Here is a 15,118-nt window from a genome sequence, read left to right on the forward strand (position 1 = left end):
GGCTTCTCCAGGGGCGGGGCGGGGCGGTTGGGGCTCGAAGGAGGTGCGTCCCCGCCGGCGGGCTTGGGCAGGGGCACCTTGCTGCGCAGGGCTGCCTCCACGTCCGCAGGCCGCCAGCCGAAGTGCTCGGCCACCGCGCTGAAGAGGGTGGCGCGCACCAGGCCCACGGGGACCTGCCCCACCACCGGCTTGAGCCGCTCGAGCGCTGCCATCTTCTCCTCGAAGCTCGCGGCCTTGCCCTCCGGGAGGAGCGAGGCGAACAGGTGGCTGGTGAGCGGGTGGGCGCCTTCCAGCAGCCGTTCCACGCCCTCCTGGCCCTCTCGACGCGCGAAGGTGTCTGGATCATCCCCTTGCGGCAGCAGGGCAACTCGCGCGGTCGCTCCCGCGGCGAGCAGGGGACCGGAAAGCCGTTCGACAGCGGCAAGGCCGGCCGAATCTCCGTCCAACAGCAGAATCAGCTCGCGGGCCTCGGCGCGCTTCAGCACCTGCATGTGTCCGGCGGTGAGGTTGGTGGAGCACAGCGCCACCGCGTGCCGCACGCCCACCTGGTGGAGGCCAAGGGCGTCGAAGTAGCCCTCTACCAGCACGGCGGCCTTGCGCTTGCGAATCTCGTCGCGAGACTGGTCCATGCCGAAGAGCGTCTCGCTCTTGTTGTAGAGCCGGGACTCGCGCGAGTTGAGGTACTTGGGCCCTTCATCCGCGCCAATCAGACGGCCACCGAAGGCGATGGGGCGGCCCTCCGGCGCGCGGATGGGCACCATCACTCGGCTGCGGAAGAAGTCGTAGTAGCCGTCGCCGCTGTTGCGCTTGAGGACCAGGCCGGCCTTCGCCGCCCACTCCAGCATGCCCAGCTTCTGGAAGCGCTCCGTCAGTGAGGCCCATTCGAGCGGCGCCCAGCCCAGGCCGAACGCCATGGCCGTCTCGTCGGAGACGCCGCGGCTGGCGATGTAGGCGCGGGCGGAGCGGCCTTCGTCCTGCTGCCACAGCATGGCGCGGAAGTGCTCGGCGGCCTGGTCCGTGGCCTCCTTGATTTGCTGCCGCTCCCGCATGCTGGGGTCCTGCTCGGCTTCCAGGTCCACGCCCAGCTCGCGCGCCAGGTCCCGCACCGCATCCAGGAACGTCTTGCCCAGGTAGCGCTGGACGAAGGACACCGCGTCACCGCTCGCGCGGCAGCCATGGCAGAAATAGAAGCGCTTCTCCGGCACCACGTAGAACGAGGGGGTCTTCTCCTGATGGAAGGGACAGCAGGCCTTCCATTCGCGCCCGGCCTTCTTCAGGTCGACATGCCGGGAGATGAGCCCGACGAGGTCCACCCGTTCGAGGACCTCCTGGATCTTGTGCTCCGGAATCACGACTCCCACCCCCTGGCCCACCCCTGGGCGGGCCCAGCCTCTGCATCCTGCCTGACAGGGCTGACGTCGCCTGCCCACCGGCCGACCTGGCGGATCATCCCCATGGGGGCTGAAGCCGGAGCGTTCGCGAGGGCAGGGAGTGGTTGCGGCATGGGGTGGACTCCTGAGGCCCCTGCACGCGACTTCCGCTGGGGGGAGCGGGGGGCACGGCGGGACTGACCCAGGCACTTAATGACGAGGGGCCGAGGGAGCAAGTTTCCGCATCCCTGTCCAGCCCTTCAATGCAAAGGCGCCGCCGGTTTCCCGACAGCGCCAGCGCTGACCTCAGAACGGTGGAATGCTCAAGAGAGCTTCGCGAGCTCGGACTTCACGGCCTCGGAGATGGCGCGGCCTTCCGCCTTGCCGTGAATCTTGGCGTTCAGGTTCTTCATCACCGCGCCCATGTCCTTGGGACCCTTGGCGCCCGTCTCGGCGATGGCGGCACGGACCTCGGCGGCCAGCTCGTCGGCGGTCAGCTGCTTGGGCAGGTAGTTCTGAAGGATGCTGATTTCAGCCTCTTCCTTCTCCGCCAGCTCCGGGCGGCCACCCGTCTTGAACTGCTCCACGGAATCACGGCGCTGCTTGATGAGGCCGGCGATGATGGTGAGGACTCCCGCGTCATCCAGTGCGGACGCGCCGGGCTCCACTTCCTTGTACTTCACCGCGCTCTTGAGCATCCGCAGCACGCTGAGCGTCAGCTCGTTCTTGGACCGCATCGCGTCCTTCAGGTCCGCGTCGATCCGCTCCTTCAGGGTGGCCATGGTCGCAGCTCCGGAGGGTAAGACGTTGTTCAGGGGGACTTCGACGGCGGGAGCCAGGGCACCTGACATCGGTGGCGCCCCGGCTCCACGCGCGAGGCACGCGCCTAGAACGACTTGCGGGCCTTCTTCACAGCGCGCTTCTTGGCGGCGAGGGCCTTCTTCTTCCGCTTCACGGAAGGCTTCTCGTAGTGCTCGCGCTTACGGATCTCGGAAAGGATTCCAGCCTTCTCGGTGGCCTTCTTGAAACGCTTGAGGGCGCTCTCGATGGACTCTCCTTCCTTCACTCGGATACCGGGCATGCAGTCACCTCCTTCCGCCGTACGTAGATGTGGGTGTAGATCAAAAGGGGCAGCGGGTATGACCCACTGAGAGGGAAAACGCAAGGACGCTGGACGAAAAGGCTAAGTCGGATGGACTACACTGTCCGCCTCGTGAGCCCAGCCCTCCTCCTGGTGGTACTCCTGACGACCGGCCAGCAGCAAGGTGGGACCCCGACCCGAGAATGCTGGATGTCCTGCCAGCGGCACGTGACGGATCCATCCCTGCGCGCTCGGACCTGTGGCAGCTGCCTGCCGGGCGGCCGCGTGGATTCCTGGGTGCAGGGCCTGGCGGGGCAGCGGCCCATTCCCCGGGCGCCGCTTGTCTCCGCCATGAAGGACCCGGACTGGCGGGTGAGGTGGGCGGCGGTGCGCGCGGATGCCAGGCGTCAGGGCGTCACGGATCGCCGGGCCCTGGCGGATTGGGTCATGGCGGAGCCGGTGTCGTCCAACCTGACGGCGTGTCTGACGGCGGCTCGCGCCGCGGCGGAGGCCGGGGCTTCCTCCGCGAAGTTCCTGCGAGATGCCGGACCTCGCGGCGCCAATGCCGCGGCCCGCGTGTGGGGGCGGAGGGATGCCATTCGCGAGGCGCTGGAGCTGGAGCTGTACGCGGAGGACCTGGCGGTTCGGGGCTCGGCGCTCGCCCACCTGGCCGGGTTCCTGAGCCGCAAGCCCGCACGCGTCCTGCTGGACGCCATGGCGGCGCGGCCGGAGAGCGTGGATGCGGTCAGCGCCAGCGCGCTCAAGGTGGTGGCCGGGCGCAGCCGGTCGTCGGTGGGACGGATGCTGCTGGATGAGGCGAAGCCCGCGGAGGAGGCGCGCATCAACCGGCTCTTCGCTGTGTATTCGAAGGAGCTGGAGGGCATGCAGCCGGAGCTGACCGTGGCGGATCCACTTCAGCGCCGACGCGCGGTGGAGTCGTTGCGAGTGTATGGGCCGCTGGCGATGCGGGAGCTGGAGCGGGCGCTCGGCGATTCCGACCGGTGGGTGCGCCGGGATGCGGCGCGGGCGCTGGCCGAGGCTGAAGGCGTCCCGCTGCGCACGGCGGCGGAGCGGCGCATCGAGTCGAGTGATGCGATGCAGGCTCGGCCGTGGCTGGAGGCCATGGCGAGGGAGAAGGGGTGTGTGGCGTTCTTCCTGGGGACGGCGCGGGACAAGGCGCTGGCCGCATCCGTCCGAGGGGCCGCGCTGGCGCAACTGGCGGACTGTAGCGAGGGGGCTCGGGACCGGGTGTCCTCGGTGGAGCCGTTTCTGACAGATGCGCAGCCGTTGCTGCGGGCAGGTGCCGTGCGGGCCTTGAGCGGTTTGACGACGCGGCAGCCGGGAGTGTCGGAGGCCACCACGCGTGCGCTGAGGGACGGGGCTCCCGAGGTGGTGAGCGCCGCACTGGAGTTGCTGACGCTTCAACGGCAGACGTCCCGAGGCGATGAGGCCGCGATGCTGCTGGAGTCGGAACATGGGGTGGTGCGCACCGCCGCCGCCGAGGCACTGGAGCAGATTGGCCGCGCGTCACATGTGAAGGCGCTGGCCGGGTGCCTGCGGGAGGACACGGAGGCCGCTGTGCGGGTGGCCGCGGCAACGGCGCTGGGCCGGATTGGCGGAGCGCAGGCGGCGGCCGCGCTATCGGACGCAGCGGCGCGCGACCCGGATTCCCATGTGAAGCACGTATCGCGCGAGGCGCTACGGCGACTGGGCTTCGGCCAGTAGGCGCGGGGGCCGCGCCCGAAACTCAGAGCCCGCTGATGGCCTTCGCGTCCACGCGGTTCCGGCCCGCGCGCTTGGCCCGGTACAGGTACTTGTCCGCGGCGGCGATGAGGTCCTCGGGCTGGGAGAAGTCCGAGTCCAGCAGCGTGGCCACGCCCAGGCTGATGGTCACCTTGATGGGCGTGCCACTGAAGACGAAGTCGGCCTTGTCCACGGCGTACCGGCAGCGCTCCGCGCACGCCAGGGCCTGGTCCTCGGCGGACTCGCGCAGCATCAGCGCGAACTCCTCGCCGCCGTAGCGCGCGAGCAGGTCCTCGGTGCGCACCGTGTCGCTCACCCGCTGGGCGATGCGCGTCAGCACGTAGTCACCGGCCGGGTGGCCATACGCGTCGTTGATCTTCTTGAAGTGGTCCACGTCGAAGAGGACCAGCGACAGCGGCACCCGGTGGCGCAGGCAGTAGCTGAACTCCTTGCGCACCGTCTCCAGGAAGTACTTCTTGTTGTAGACGCGGGTGAGGCCGTCACGCGTGGCGGACTCATAGATGCTGCGCTGGTACTGCTCCTCCAGCGCGTCCTGGATGGAGAACTTGAGGACGGTGTTGGAGCCGATCTGGATCTTGTCGCCGTCGTAGAGCGGGGCGGCGTTGACCTTCAGGCCGTTGAGGTACGTCCCGTTCGTGCTGGCCAGGTCCACCAACTGGAACCGGCCGTCTCCCAGCGCCACCACCTTGGCGTGCTTGCGGGAGATGCCGTCATCCTCGACCTGGAACTGCGCCTCGGAGCTGCGCCCCAGGACGACCTCGGAGCGGTCCAGCTTGAACATGCGCCCGATGCCCGCCGCGGACTTGGCGCTGATGACGATCAGATAGGCGCTCTGCTGCTGGGCACTGCCCAGCAGGTCCGAAATCGAATGGACGGAAGTTTTCTCCTCGGACATCGCGGCACCCATCTTACGGGCCGCCTTTTCGCGGCGGCAAGCATACTGCCCGACTCTCCACTACTCTCCTCGGGGCCGCCGAGTGGCGGGGGGGCCGGCGGGGGCCTCCGGAGCGACTGTCGGCCTTCCGACGGTCAATTCTCCGGCCACCGGGGTCTGGATGTAGCGCGCCAGGGCCCCAGACGAGCCGGAGTGGTAGGCCAGCCCCTGCATCAGCTTCACCAGGGCCGCCGACGGCGTCATGTCCGCGCCGCCCATCGCCCCGGCCTCCAGTGCCGCCGCTCCGGACTCATACAAGGAAAGGTCCACGCCATTCCGGTGCGCCTGGCTCACCACCACCACGGGGACGCCCCGCTCGCGCGCCTGGAGGAAGAGGGGCGTCAGCGAGCGCCCCAGTTCCGGGGCGATGGGGAAGTTACCTGCCCCGTAGGCCTCCAGCACCAGTCCCCGGACGTGCGGTAGCAACTGGAGCGGCAGCGCGGGGTCCAGCCCCGGGTACACCTTGAGGAGGAAGACCTTGGCGTCCAACCGCTCGTAGAGGCGGAAGGCCCCGCGGGACTTGAGGCCCGGCTCGAAGGTGGTGTCCACGCCCAGGGTGCCCAGCACGGGGAAGTTGGGGCTGTCGAAGGCGTCGTACTCGGACACCTTCACCTTGCGCGCCCGGTTGCCTCGGTACAGGCGCGAGTCGAAGCAGATGGTGACCTCGCGGGGCCCGTGCAGCGCGGACAGCACCGCGTCGATGAGGTTGAGCCGCGCGTCTGAGCGAATCTTGCCCAACGGCCGCTGCGAACCCGTCAACACCACGGGGCAGGGCGGGTTGCGCAACATGAAGGAGAGGGCGCTCGCGGTGTAGGCGAGCGTGTCCGTGCCATGGGTCACCACGGCCCCGTCGAAGTGGGGCAGGCGCGCGTGGAGGTGCGCGGCCATCCGGCTCCAGAGCTCCGGCTGCATCTCCGAGCTGTCCAGGTTGCTGAACAGCTCCAACTCGATGTCGGCCAGCTCGAACAGCTCCGGCACGCGGGCCTTGAGCGTCTTGAAGAAGGCCGCGGGCTTCAGGGCGGACGGGCGCCCCCCGGCCATTCCGAGCGTACCCCCGGTATGCAGCAGCAGGACTCTGGGCATGATGAACAGGCGCTTCCCTGCCAAGGCTGGCGTTGCTTTACAAGCCCCCCGCGCGTCGCTAAGACCCGCCGCGTGCTCCTTTTCTGCTGGAAGCGTGTCGTTCCCCTGCTGGCCGTCGCGGTCCTGACGGCCCCAGGGTGCAAGAACCCCGAGAGCGCGGCCCCGACGGGGGGGCAGTCGGCGTCGCCCGCCCCGCAAGCTTCCGCCGCTCCGGCCCCGGCCGAGCCCGCCGCCGCGCCCGTGGACCCGGCCACCGCCGTGTCGGGCATCCCGGGCATGGACTTCTCCTCGCTGTCGCCCACGGCGAAGCGGGAGCTGGCCACCGTCTTCAATGACGAGTTCTGCTACTGCGGCTGCCCCCACACGTTGGGCGCCTGTCTGAAGTCGCACACTCCCTGCAAGCACGCCCGGCGCATGGCGCAGCTGGCCGCGCGGAGGGTGTCCGAGGGCAGCCCGGCCACCGAGGTCATCCTCTCCCTGTCGACGTACTACTCCGCCTTCCGCGACCCGCGGGCGCAGTTCAAGGTGGATGACCGGATGTGCATGGGCCCGGCCGGCGCGCCGGTGACGGTGGTGGAGTTCTCCGACTTCGAGTGCCCGTATTGCGCCAAGGCTCGCCCGGTGTTGGAGGCCTTCGCCAAGAAGCACGCGCAGCAGGTGCGCTTCTGCTACCTGCCGTTCCCCCTGTCCATGCACGCCAACGCGAAGCCGGCCGCCCAGGCGGCGCTGTGGGCGAGGGATCAGGGCAAGTTCTGGCAGATGCACGACGCCCTCTTCGAGCACCAGTCCAACCTCAAGCCCGATGCGATTGCCGCCCTGGCGACGTCGCTGGGCCTGGATGGCGCGAAGCTGGCGGCGCTGCTGAAGACGGACGCGTATAAGGAAGAGCTGGACGGCTACCGCAGCCAGGGGCGTGCGGCGGGCATCAGCGGCACGCCCTCCGTGTACTTCAACGGACGTGCGCTGGACCTGTCCTTCGTGGAGGCGGAGATGCTGTCGCACAGCCTGGAAGACGAGCTGGAGTGGTCCGCCAACAAGAACGCCTGGGCGGCTGACTGACGCCGCCATGACACCCCGCTTCCGCATCGACGCGTCGGCGCAGCTCGTCCCCGAGGACCGGCATGTGCCTTCACCGCTGGCGGGGCGCTCGGGAACGTACGCGCTGATGGCGACGGCGCCCGACCTGCTGGTGTTCTCCCGTACGCCCGCGGAGGGCGGCTCCATTCCGCTGCCGCGCGTGGTGCTTGCGGGGGACGCGGGCGGCTTCCCGCTGTCGGACCTCATCGCCTTCCTCAGCCAGTCGCGCTGGAGCGGCGTGGTGCGCGTGCACTCGCCGGGCGGAGAGCGCTCCGTCACCCTGCGCGAGGGTGAGGTGCGCGGCGCCTCCTCCGACGACCCAGCCGACCGGCTGGGCGAGGTGCTGGTGCGGATGGGCTACGTGGAGCGCGCCCAGGTGGAGGCGGCGCTGCGTGAGCAACCGCCCTCCAAGGTGGGGCGCTCGCTGGTGGAGAAGGGGCTGCTCAAGTCGCACGACCTCTTCAAGTGCGTCACCCACCAGGTGAGCGAAATCTTCCACGCCATCGTCCTGTGCCGGGAGGGGACCTTCTTCCTCATCGACCAGCCGGTGGAGGACAAGTCCGGTCACATCATCCAACTGTCCACGCAGAGCCTGCTGATGGACAGCATCCGGAAGATTGACGAGATGGCGCACTTCCGGAAGCGCATCTCCCACGGCCGGCTGTATGTGACGCGCAAGCGCGCCTCGGACGGCAAGCTGGAGGAGGACGAGGACCGGGTGCTGGGCCTGCTCGACGGCCGACGCACGATTCTGGAGCTGGGGCACGCCGCGCGCCTGTCGGAGTTCGACGTCACCAAGGTGGTCTTCCGCCTGCTGGAGGGCGGCTTCGCCTCGGTGACGGACAAGCCGCTGATGGTTCCTGGCCCGGGCGTCCCGACGCCGATTCCCCAGCCGTCCGAACGCACGGCGCAGGCTCCGGCCCGCGCGCCCGCGCGCCCGGTGGTGACGGTGGATCCGCGCCCGGTGGCCCGCGTCTTCAACTTCATCTTCCGGGAGATTCGCGACGAGGTGGCCAAGCAGGGCATGGATCGCGAGTTCATCGCCGCGGCCAACGCGGCCCTCTCCGGTCAGGGCCTGTCGTCGTCGCCGGTGCTGGAAGGGCTGGCCTTCGCTCCGGATGGCAGCCTCCCGGAGAACAAGCTCATCGAGAGCTTCGAGCGCCACCGCGCGCAGTTGGGCAGTGAGCCCCTGGCGACCTTCAGGCAGGCGCTCAGCGACATGATGTTCTTCCTGCTCTTCCAGGCCGGTGAGTTGCTGGAGTCACGCGCGGACGAGGACCTGGCCCGCCGCGTGAAGGAACTGCTGTCCACGCTCGAGGTATCGTGACGGATTCTGGTTGGCCGCGCCTGACGGCGGAGGTGCCCGGCTGTGGGGGCGCCTTCAAGCTGGTTCCCGAGGACTTCGAGGTCGAGGAGGTTCCCGCCTACCTGCCTTCCGGCGAGGGCGAGCACCTCTACCTCTGGGTGGAGAAGCGGGGCCGTGACACGCGCGAGCTGGTGCGCGCGCTGGCCGCGTCACTGGGCGTGTCCGAGGATGACATTGGCGTGGCGGGGATGAAGGACCGGCACGCCATCACCCGGCAGTTGGTGTCCGTGCCCGCGCGCGCCGAGCCGAAGGTGCCGGAGTTCGCCTTGGACGGCGTCCAGGTGCTGTGGACGAAGCGCCACGGCAACAAGCTCCGCACCGGGCACCTGCGGGGCAACCGCTTCCGCCTGCGCCTGCGCGACGTGAAGGATTCCGGCGCGGCGCGGGAGACGTTCTCCCGGTTGGTGGCGCAGGGCGTGCCCAACTACTTCGGCGAGCAGCGCTTCGGCCGGGCAGGGGACAACGCCGACCTGGGCCGGCTGCTGGTGCTGGGCCAGCGGCTGCCGAAGCGGCCGGACCGTTTCCAGCGCAAGTTGTACCTGTCCGCCTTCCAGTCGCGCCTCTTCAACCAGGCGCTGGCGGCGCGGCTGCACGCGGGGACGCTGGCCACCGCGCTCGCCGGCGACGTGCTGCGCAAGGAGGAGACGGGCGGCCTCTTCGTGTGCGAGTCACCCGAGGTGGACGGCCCCCGCGTGGCCTCCTTCGAGGTGAGCCCGGCAGGCCCGCTCTTCGGGCCGAAGATGACGGCCTCCGCCGGAGCCGTGGCCGAGCTCGAGGCGCGGCTGCTGGCGGAAGCGGGCGTCACGCCGGAGGACTTCAAGCGCGGCGGTGGTGAGACGGAAGGCAGCCGCCGCCCCTACCGCGTCCGCCTGGGCTCGCCCGAGCTGACCGCGGAGAAGACGGCGGACGGCGAGGACCTCTGGCTCACCTTCGAGTTGCCTCGGGGCGCGTATGCCACCGAGGTCCTCCACGAGCTGCTCAAGGACGGCTGAGCCCCGAAACGACGACGCCTCCGCAGGCGCGAGGCCCCGGAGGCGTCTGGTGCGTCGTGCCCCGGCCAGGTGCGGCCGGGGCAGGGCGGTTGTTACTCCGCCACCTTGAACTCGGTCCGGCGGTTCATCGCGCGGCCCGTCTTGGTGCTGTTGGGGGCAATGGGCTGCGTCTCGCCAAAGCCCACGGCCTGGATGCGGCCCGGGTCGATGCCGCGGCGGAGGAGCTGCGCCATGACGGCGTCCGCGCGGCGCTGGGACAGCCGCAGGTTGGAGGCGTCGTTGCCCATCGAGTCGGTGTGGCCCTCGATGCGGATGCGCTTGATCCACGGCGCGTCGCGCAGGGCCTGCGCCACGTCGTCGAGCACCGCGGTGCTCTGCTTGCCGTAGATTTTGTGCGAGCCGGAGCTGAAGAGGATCTGCTTCTTGATTTCAATCCGGTCGCGCTTGATGACGACCATCTTGTACTGCTTGGCGCAGCCACGCTCCTCCTGGACGCCCGGCTCCTCGGGGCACGCATCCAGCCGGTCCACGATGCCGTCACCGTCGGTGTCCTTGTCCGGGCAGCCGCCGTTCTCCGTCGGGCCGGCCTCGTTCGGGCACTTGTCCTGGACGTCCGGCGTACCGTCGCCGTCATTGTCCAGGTCGGGGCAGCCGTCCTCGTCCTGGAAGCCGTCCTTGTCCTCGGGCTCGTCCGGGCACTTGTCGTCCACGTCGAGGATGCCGTCACCATCCTTGTCGACGATGGGGCAGCCCAGGTTCTGCATGGGGCCGGCCTCGTTGGGGCACTTGTCGGCCGTGTCGACGATGCCGTCGCCGTCATTGTCCAGGTCGGGGCAGCCGTCCTCGTCCTGGAAGCCGTCCTTGTCCTCGGCCTGGTCGGGGCACTTGTCCTCGGAGTCGATGATGCCGTCGCCGTCGCGGTCCTTGGGCGCCTCGGCCGGGCAGCCCTGGTTCTCCGGCACGCCGGGGGTGAGCGGGCACTTGTCGTTGCCGTCCAGCACGCCGTCGTTGTCGTTGTCCGGGTCGGGGCAGCCGTCCTCGTCCTGGAACCCGTCCATGTCCTCGGCCTGGTCGGGGCAGGGGTCGTCCTTGTCCAGGATGCCGTCGCCGTCGCTGTCCGTCTCCTCGATACGGACCACCACTTGCGGCTGTTGCGGCTGCTGGGGCTGTTGCGGCTGCGAGGCCTCCGGCCGGTCGCGGACCAGCACCTGGCGCGGGCCACAGTTCTTGGAGAGCTCCAGCGCGCGGGTCACCGCGGCGTCGGCGGTGCGCGCGTGGGTGTCGGCGCGGCCGCTGTTGCCCTGGCTCAGCTCGCCACGGGCGAAGTCGAGGTGGGCCTCGGCGGTGGCCAGCTCCACGGGCGCGCAGCGCAGGGCGCCGCTACGGCGGGCGCGCTCCACGTTGGCCGCGAGCACCTCCGTGTCCGCGCGAATCTTGCTGCCGCTGACACAGGAGAGGGAGAAGAGGAGGGGAAGCAGCGTGACCAGGGAAGGACGCGTCATCGGGAAGCGCTCGGTCATCACGGGTTCGGAGTACGGCCGCCGGGCTCGGTGCTTCCGGCCACGGCCATGGCCTTCTCGCGGGCCTCGTTGGCGTAGCGGGAGGCCTTCACGGCGAAGTCGACGCCGGCTTGATAGTCGGAGTACCCCACCTCCTCGCGGGCCTTGCCGATGTACAGGTTGGCCGCGGTCCACTCGTAGGGCGCGAGCTTCTCCGCCCCGGCGGTGCGCGCGGCCTGAATCTGCACTTCAGCGTCGAGGATGTTCGCGGTGGACTTCACGGGGCCGCACGCGGTGAGCGTCCCCGACACCGCCACCAACGCCATCAGCTTCTTCATAGGGTGGCGCCTTGAGAGAGAGGTGAAACCTGGCGGTCGTATCAATCGCCCCCTGGAGGGTCAAGAATCGGGCAGACGTGCCGGCCGGGGAACCGGGCATGGGGCGGGACTTTGACGGCCGGCGCCGCCCTTGCCATCGTCGGGGGCCCGTGCCTCCGTCCGTCCGCCTCGTCCTCCTGCTCTCGCTGCTCCTCCCCTGGACCGCCCTGTCCGGCCCGGCGTCCGCCGCCAAACGGAACTCCCGGCGCGCGGACACGGACGCGGTCATCCAGGCCGTGGTGCAGGGGGGCGCCGTCCCCGCGGCCGTCTCCCGCCTGCGTTTCCTGCGCGAGGAGGCCTACGCGGCCCGGGAAATCGCCACCACGCTGCGCACCGTCCACGAGGAGCGGCTGCGCCGCAACCTCACCGCGGTGCTTGCGGGGCTGGGAACGCGCGCCGCCGAGCCCACCCTGGCGGGCCTGGCGTCGGATGAGGACAGCGCGGTGCGGATGTATGCCGCGCAGGGCCTGGCGAAGCTCAACAGCCGGCTCACCCAGGTGCTGGTGCCGCTGCTGGAGGACAAGAGCAGCGGGGTCCGCCGCGAGGCGGCGCGGGCCCTGGGCGCCTCACGCAATCCGAAGATGGGCGCCCTGTTGGTGAAGACCGCCCGGAAAGAGCCGGAGGTGGAGGTGCGCGCGGCCCTGCTCGCCGCCGCGGGGGAGGCCGGGGACGCCAAGCAGGCGCCGGCCCTCAAGGAGTTCCTCGCCAGCGATTCGGAGAGCACCCGCTTCGCGGCGGCGCGCGGCCTGTGCCGGCTGGGCTCGCCGGAGGGCTTCGCCTTCGCGGGCAAGCTGCTCGGCTCGGACGACCGCTTCGTGCGCCGGCAGGGCCTGGAGCTCTACGAAGGCGTCAGCGCGAAGAAGGCTTCGCCCGCGCTCAAGCCGCTGCTGGAGGACAAGGACCGCGCGCTGGCCGCCGGCGCCGCCCGCATCCTCCACGAGGGCGGGGACGCGTCGATGTTGGAGTGGCTGGTGCTGGCGTCGTGGAACGCGAAGTCCGACGAGAAGCTCGCGTACGAGCGGGAGCTGGAGACGCTCCAACTGCGTGACGACCGGCGCAAGGCCATCCTCCGCAAGGCGGGTGTCGCGCAATGAAGGTCGTCGCGGTCCTGGCCGCGGCCCTGCTGTCGCAGGCGCCCGCGGTCCCCACGCCCCTGGAGGACGTGGACACCCGGCCCGGTGCCGAAGCGCTCCTGGAGTCGCCCTCGGCGTCCAAGCAGCTCGCCACGGCCCGTCCGGCGAAACCCAATGGTTGGGTGGGGCTCAGCGCGGAGGCGCGCGCCGCGCTCGTGTCGGAGGACGCGGACGCGCCGCTGGCCGGGCGGCTGCTGCGGATGAGCGAGCGCTTCATCAACACGCCCTACGTCCTGTCGCCGCTGGGCGAGGGCCAGGGCGTGGACCCCGACCCCACCTTCCGGCTGGACGCGGTGGACTGCCTCACCTTCGTGGAGCAGTCGATGGCGCTGAGCCTCGCGGGCAGCGAGGACGAGGTGGCGCCGCTGCTCGAGCGCATCCGCTACGCGAGCTCGCCCACCTATGAGGACCGCAACCACCTCATGGAGGCGCAGTGGCTGCCCAACAACATCCGCAAGGGCTTCCTGACGGATGTGACGCGGCGCTACGCGGGGGATGACGCCGTCACGGTGACGAAGTCGCTGACGAAGGTCTCCTGGCAGTCGCGCTCGTCGCAGGCGCTGGGCCTGCCCAAGGCGCAGCATGTGGTGGGCACGTACCCGCTGAACATGCTGCCCCTGGAGCGGGTGATGGCGCACGCGCGCGACATCCCCTCGGGCACCATCCTGGTGGTGATGCGCGAGGACCTGCCGCTGAAGGTCACCCGCATCACCCACCTGGGCTTCGTGGTGCAGCGCAAGAAGCGCACGTACCTGCGCCACGCCTCTCGCGGCGGCTACAATCGCGTGGTGGACGAGGACCTGGAGACGTTCCTGGCCCGCAACGGCCGCTATTCGAAGTGGAGGGTGACGGGCGTCAGCCTCTTCGAGCCGCGCCGCCCCGATGTGGCGAGCGGCGGCTCGGTGGCGCGCCCGGTGCCCTGAGCGCGTTCAGTAGGCCGGTGGCGGCGTGGCGGGGGATTCGGTCTCCCGCTCCTTGGCCTCAGCGGCGGGAGATTCGGTCTCCCGCTCCTCGGCCTCGGCGGCGGCCGCGGCCTCGTCGTTGGTGGCCAGCTCCCGCAGGCGCTCCTGCTCAATCAGCGTCGCGGCCCGGACCTGCTGGTCGGCGGGGACGTGGATTTCCCACCAGGGCAGCACGTTGCCGGTGGTCAGCTTGTCCACGACGCCCGAGCGGCCAGCGCGCACCAGGACGGGGATGTTCGCGTCCTGGAGGAGCTGCGCGTAGACCTCGGCGGTGAAGGGGTCCTCTGCGGAGCCAGCCCGGACGAAGATGCGGGTATCCAGCTCATGCGGGAGCGGCAGCCCCCTGCTGCGCATCTCCTCCGCGCTCACGAGGAGCGGGTTGCCTGGACAGTCAGCGCACGCGTTGACGCCGTCCTGATACTCGGAGCCGCACCTCGCACAGTATTTCATCGCCGTCCCTCCTGCCCGTGGGTGTCTGGAGGGAAATAGTAGGTCTGGGTTCCGTGGAACGGCACCCGGGGCCCGTCACTTCGTTCAGTGTCGAGCTTCGTCGCCCAGCCTGCACACCGCGGCGCTGAGGCGTTCCACGTCGATGGGCTTGCGCAGCACCACGTCACAGTGTTCGGAGCCCTGCACCTGTGTGTAACCGGACACGAGGATGACGCGGGCCCGGGGCTCGCGCTCCTTGACCTTCTGCGCGAGCTCGGTGCCGCACATGCCTGGGAGGGATTCGTCCGTCACCACCACGTCCGGGTGCTCGGCCTCGAACATCTCGAGGCCGGCCAAGCCATCCGTGGCCGTCTTCACGTCGAACTCCGACTCCAGCAGCTCCGCCAGCAGCTCCCGGCTGTCCCCGTCGTCCTCGACCAGCAAGACCTTGATTCGTTCGGCGCCCATGCCCTTGAGAAACCCGCGCGGCGGTGGGGATTCGTCCTTCCCGGATGCGAGCGCTTCGCTGCCCACCCGGCCGGAGAGCAGGGGAGCGTCAGGCGGGCTCCATTAATGGGCAGGGGGTGGCTCACCACCGGGCGTCAGGCTGCCCATCTTTGGGCTCGGAGGAAATGCCATGAAGGTGTTGCTGCGTGGAGTGCACCTGAACCTGTCGGATGCTCTCAAGTCGTATGTCGACGAACACCTGGTGCGCCATATCGAACGGTTCGCGGATGACGAGGCAGCGGAAATCGACATCTCGCTGGTGGACACCAACGGGCCCAAGGGCGGCATGGACAAGGAATGCCGGGTCACGGTGCGACTGCCCGGGCTCTCCTCGGTGCACGTGACGGAGACGGCGGACTCGTTGTTCCCCGCCATCGACGCATCGCGTGACCGGTTGGAGACGAGCCTCAAGCGCATGCTGGGGAAGCGGCGCGACGTTCATACCAACGGCCTGCCCGAGGACGTGGCGGTCGACGTTCCCACCTACTAATCGCGGTTGGCGGTAGCAAGAGCCCGGCCACCCAGGTCGTACACCTGGCGGCCG

General features: G+C 69.8%; 16 protein-coding genes. 7 read left to right on the plus strand and 9 right to left on the minus strand.

Going from position 1 to position 15,118, the window contains the following annotated elements; genetic code table 11:
• The 3 genes from dnaG to rpsU form a co-directional block, all read right to left on the minus strand.
• The coding region (gene dnaG / locus FMQ63_RS21330; protein ID WP_194866442.1) for a DNA primase at positions 1–1,361 on the minus strand (1,361 nt) is incomplete at its 3' end.
• 332 nt (positions 1,362–1,693) lie between these two features.
• Positions 1,694–2,152, minus strand: a complete 459-nt coding sequence (locus FMQ63_RS21335) for a GatB/YqeY domain-containing protein (RefSeq protein WP_026114338.1) — start codon at positions 2,150–2,152, stop codon at positions 1,694–1,696.
• A 104-nt stretch (positions 2,153–2,256) separates the two neighbouring features.
• Positions 2,257–2,451: a 30S ribosomal protein S21 gene (rpsU, locus tag FMQ63_RS21340; protein WP_002614080.1), complete on the minus strand. Its 195-nt coding sequence runs from the start codon at positions 2,449–2,451 to the stop codon at positions 2,257–2,259.
• Between the two features lie 111 nt (positions 2,452–2,562).
• Here rpsU and FMQ63_RS21345 point away from each other — a divergent pair, with 111 nt between their 5' ends.
• Positions 2,563–4,176: a HEAT repeat domain-containing protein gene (locus FMQ63_RS21345; protein ID WP_011555171.1), complete on the plus strand. Its 1,614-nt coding sequence runs from the start codon at positions 2,563–2,565 to the stop codon at positions 4,174–4,176.
• 22 nt (positions 4,177–4,198) lie between these two features.
• Here FMQ63_RS21345 and FMQ63_RS21350 read toward each other — a convergent pair whose 3' ends face one another.
• Together FMQ63_RS21350 and FMQ63_RS21355 are read right to left on the minus strand one after the other, a co-directional pair.
• Positions 4,199–5,110 carry a GGDEF domain-containing protein gene (locus FMQ63_RS21350; protein WP_026114337.1) on the minus strand — a complete coding sequence of 304 codons (912 nt, stop codon included), beginning with the start codon at positions 5,108–5,110 and terminating at the stop codon, positions 4,199–4,201.
• Between the two features lie 60 nt (positions 5,111–5,170).
• Entirely contained in the window at positions 5,171–6,232 is a 1,062-nt protein-coding gene (locus tag FMQ63_RS21355; RefSeq protein WP_011555169.1) for an asparaginase, read from the minus strand.
• Between the two features lie 72 nt (positions 6,233–6,304).
• Between FMQ63_RS21355 and FMQ63_RS21360 the strand changes: the two genes are divergently transcribed.
• From FMQ63_RS21360 to truD, 3 genes are read left to right on the plus strand one after another with little or no spacing between them, the layout of a single operon-like run.
• Positions 6,305–7,291 (plus strand): thioredoxin domain-containing protein, encoded by a 987-nt coding sequence (locus FMQ63_RS21360; RefSeq protein ID WP_020479170.1) that lies wholly within the window; start codon positions 6,305–6,307, stop codon positions 7,289–7,291.
• A 7-nt stretch (positions 7,292–7,298) separates the two neighbouring features.
• A complete protein-coding gene (locus tag FMQ63_RS21365; RefSeq protein WP_026114336.1) occupies positions 7,299–8,636 on the plus strand; it encodes a DUF4388 domain-containing protein in 1,338 nt (445 codons plus the stop codon).
• Complete coding sequence (truD, locus tag FMQ63_RS21370; RefSeq protein WP_011555166.1) at positions 8,633–9,667, plus strand: tRNA pseudouridine(13) synthase TruD; 1,035 nt, start codon at positions 8,633–8,635, stop codon at positions 9,665–9,667. The genes FMQ63_RS21365 and truD overlap by 4 nt, the downstream gene beginning before the upstream one ends.
• 92 nt (positions 9,668–9,759) lie before the next feature.
• On the opposite strand, the gene FMQ63_RS21375 is transcribed toward truD, so the two are convergent.
• Together FMQ63_RS21375 and FMQ63_RS21380 are read right to left on the minus strand one after the other, a co-directional pair.
• A complete protein-coding gene (locus tag FMQ63_RS21375) occupies positions 9,760–11,169 on the minus strand; it encodes an OmpA family protein (protein WP_026114335.1) in 1,410 nt (469 codons plus the stop codon).
• Positions 11,170–11,186: 17 nt separating this feature from the next.
• Positions 11,187–11,504, minus strand: a complete 318-nt coding sequence (locus FMQ63_RS21380; RefSeq protein WP_011555164.1) for a DUF4398 domain-containing protein — start codon at positions 11,502–11,504, stop codon at positions 11,187–11,189.
• Positions 11,505–11,581: 77 nt separating this feature from the next.
• Between FMQ63_RS21380 and FMQ63_RS21385 the strand changes: the two genes are divergently transcribed.
• Together FMQ63_RS21385 and FMQ63_RS21390 are read left to right on the plus strand one after the other, a co-directional pair.
• Positions 11,582–12,637, plus strand: coding sequence for a HEAT repeat domain-containing protein (locus FMQ63_RS21385; RefSeq protein WP_011555163.1), 1,056 nt, complete (start codon positions 11,582–11,584; stop codon positions 12,635–12,637).
• The gene (locus FMQ63_RS21390) at positions 12,634–13,599 is read left to right on the plus strand and encodes an N-acetylmuramoyl-L-alanine amidase-like domain-containing protein (RefSeq protein WP_011555162.1); all 966 of its coding nucleotides are present in this window, start codon (positions 12,634–12,636) and stop codon (positions 13,597–13,599) included. The genes FMQ63_RS21385 and FMQ63_RS21390 overlap by 4 nt, the downstream gene beginning before the upstream one ends.
• A 6-nt stretch (positions 13,600–13,605) precedes the next feature.
• Here the strand turns inward: FMQ63_RS21390 and FMQ63_RS21395 are convergent, their stop codons facing one another.
• Both FMQ63_RS21395 and FMQ63_RS21400 read right to left on the minus strand, forming a co-directional pair.
• Positions 13,606–14,088, minus strand: coding sequence for a DUF2007 domain-containing protein (locus tag FMQ63_RS21395; RefSeq protein ID WP_011555161.1), 483 nt, complete (start codon positions 14,086–14,088; stop codon positions 13,606–13,608).
• A gap of 84 nt (positions 14,089–14,172) precedes the next feature.
• Entirely contained in the window at positions 14,173–14,535 is a 363-nt protein-coding gene (locus FMQ63_RS21400; protein ID WP_026114334.1) for a response regulator, read from the minus strand.
• A gap of 169 nt (positions 14,536–14,704) precedes the next feature.
• Here FMQ63_RS21400 and raiA point away from each other — a divergent pair, with 169 nt between their 5' ends.
• Complete coding sequence (gene raiA / locus FMQ63_RS21405) at positions 14,705–15,064, plus strand: ribosome-associated translation inhibitor RaiA (RefSeq protein WP_011555159.1); 360 nt, start codon at positions 14,705–14,707, stop codon at positions 15,062–15,064.
• Positions 15,065–15,118: the final 54 nt, after the last annotated feature.

Origin of the sequence: Myxococcus sp. CA005, from assembly GCF_006518205.1 — a bacterium.
Taxonomy (GTDB): Bacteria; Myxococcota; Myxococcia; order Myxococcales; family Myxococcaceae; genus Myxococcus; species Myxococcus xanthus.

Coding starts and splice junctions, on each gene's coding strand:
- FMQ63_RS21335 (WP_026114338.1), bottom strand. CDS start 2,152: ATGGCCACCCTGAAGGAGCGGATCGACGCGGACCTGAAGGACGCGATG.
- rpsU (WP_002614080.1), bottom strand. CDS start 2,451: ATGCCCGGTATCCGAGTGAAGGAAGGAGAGTCCATCGAGAGCGCCCTC.
- FMQ63_RS21345 (WP_011555171.1), top strand. CDS start 2,563: ATGGACTACACTGTCCGCCTCGTGAGCCCAGCCCTCCTCCTGGTGGTA.
- FMQ63_RS21350 (WP_026114337.1), bottom strand. CDS start 5,110: ATGTCCGAGGAGAAAACTTCCGTCCATTCGATTTCGGACCTGCTGGGC.
- FMQ63_RS21355 (WP_011555169.1), bottom strand. CDS start 6,232: ATGCCCAGAGTCCTGCTGCTGCATACCGGGGGTACGCTCGGAATGGCC.
- FMQ63_RS21365 (WP_026114336.1), top strand. CDS start 7,299: ATGACACCCCGCTTCCGCATCGACGCGTCGGCGCAGCTCGTCCCCGAG.
- FMQ63_RS21375 (WP_026114335.1), bottom strand. CDS start 11,169: ATGACGCGTCCTTCCCTGGTCACGCTGCTTCCCCTCCTCTTCTCCCTC.
- FMQ63_RS21380 (WP_011555164.1), bottom strand. CDS start 11,504: ATGAAGAAGCTGATGGCGTTGGTGGCGGTGTCGGGGACGCTCACCGCG.
- FMQ63_RS21390 (WP_011555162.1), top strand. CDS start 12,634: ATGAAGGTCGTCGCGGTCCTGGCCGCGGCCCTGCTGTCGCAGGCGCCC.
- FMQ63_RS21395 (WP_011555161.1), bottom strand. CDS start 14,088: ATGAAATACTGTGCGAGGTGCGGCTCCGAGTATCAGGACGGCGTCAAC.
- FMQ63_RS21400 (WP_026114334.1), bottom strand. CDS start 14,535: ATGGGCGCCGAACGAATCAAGGTCTTGCTGGTCGAGGACGACGGGGAC.
- raiA (WP_011555159.1), top strand. CDS start 14,705: ATGAAGGTGTTGCTGCGTGGAGTGCACCTGAACCTGTCGGATGCTCTC.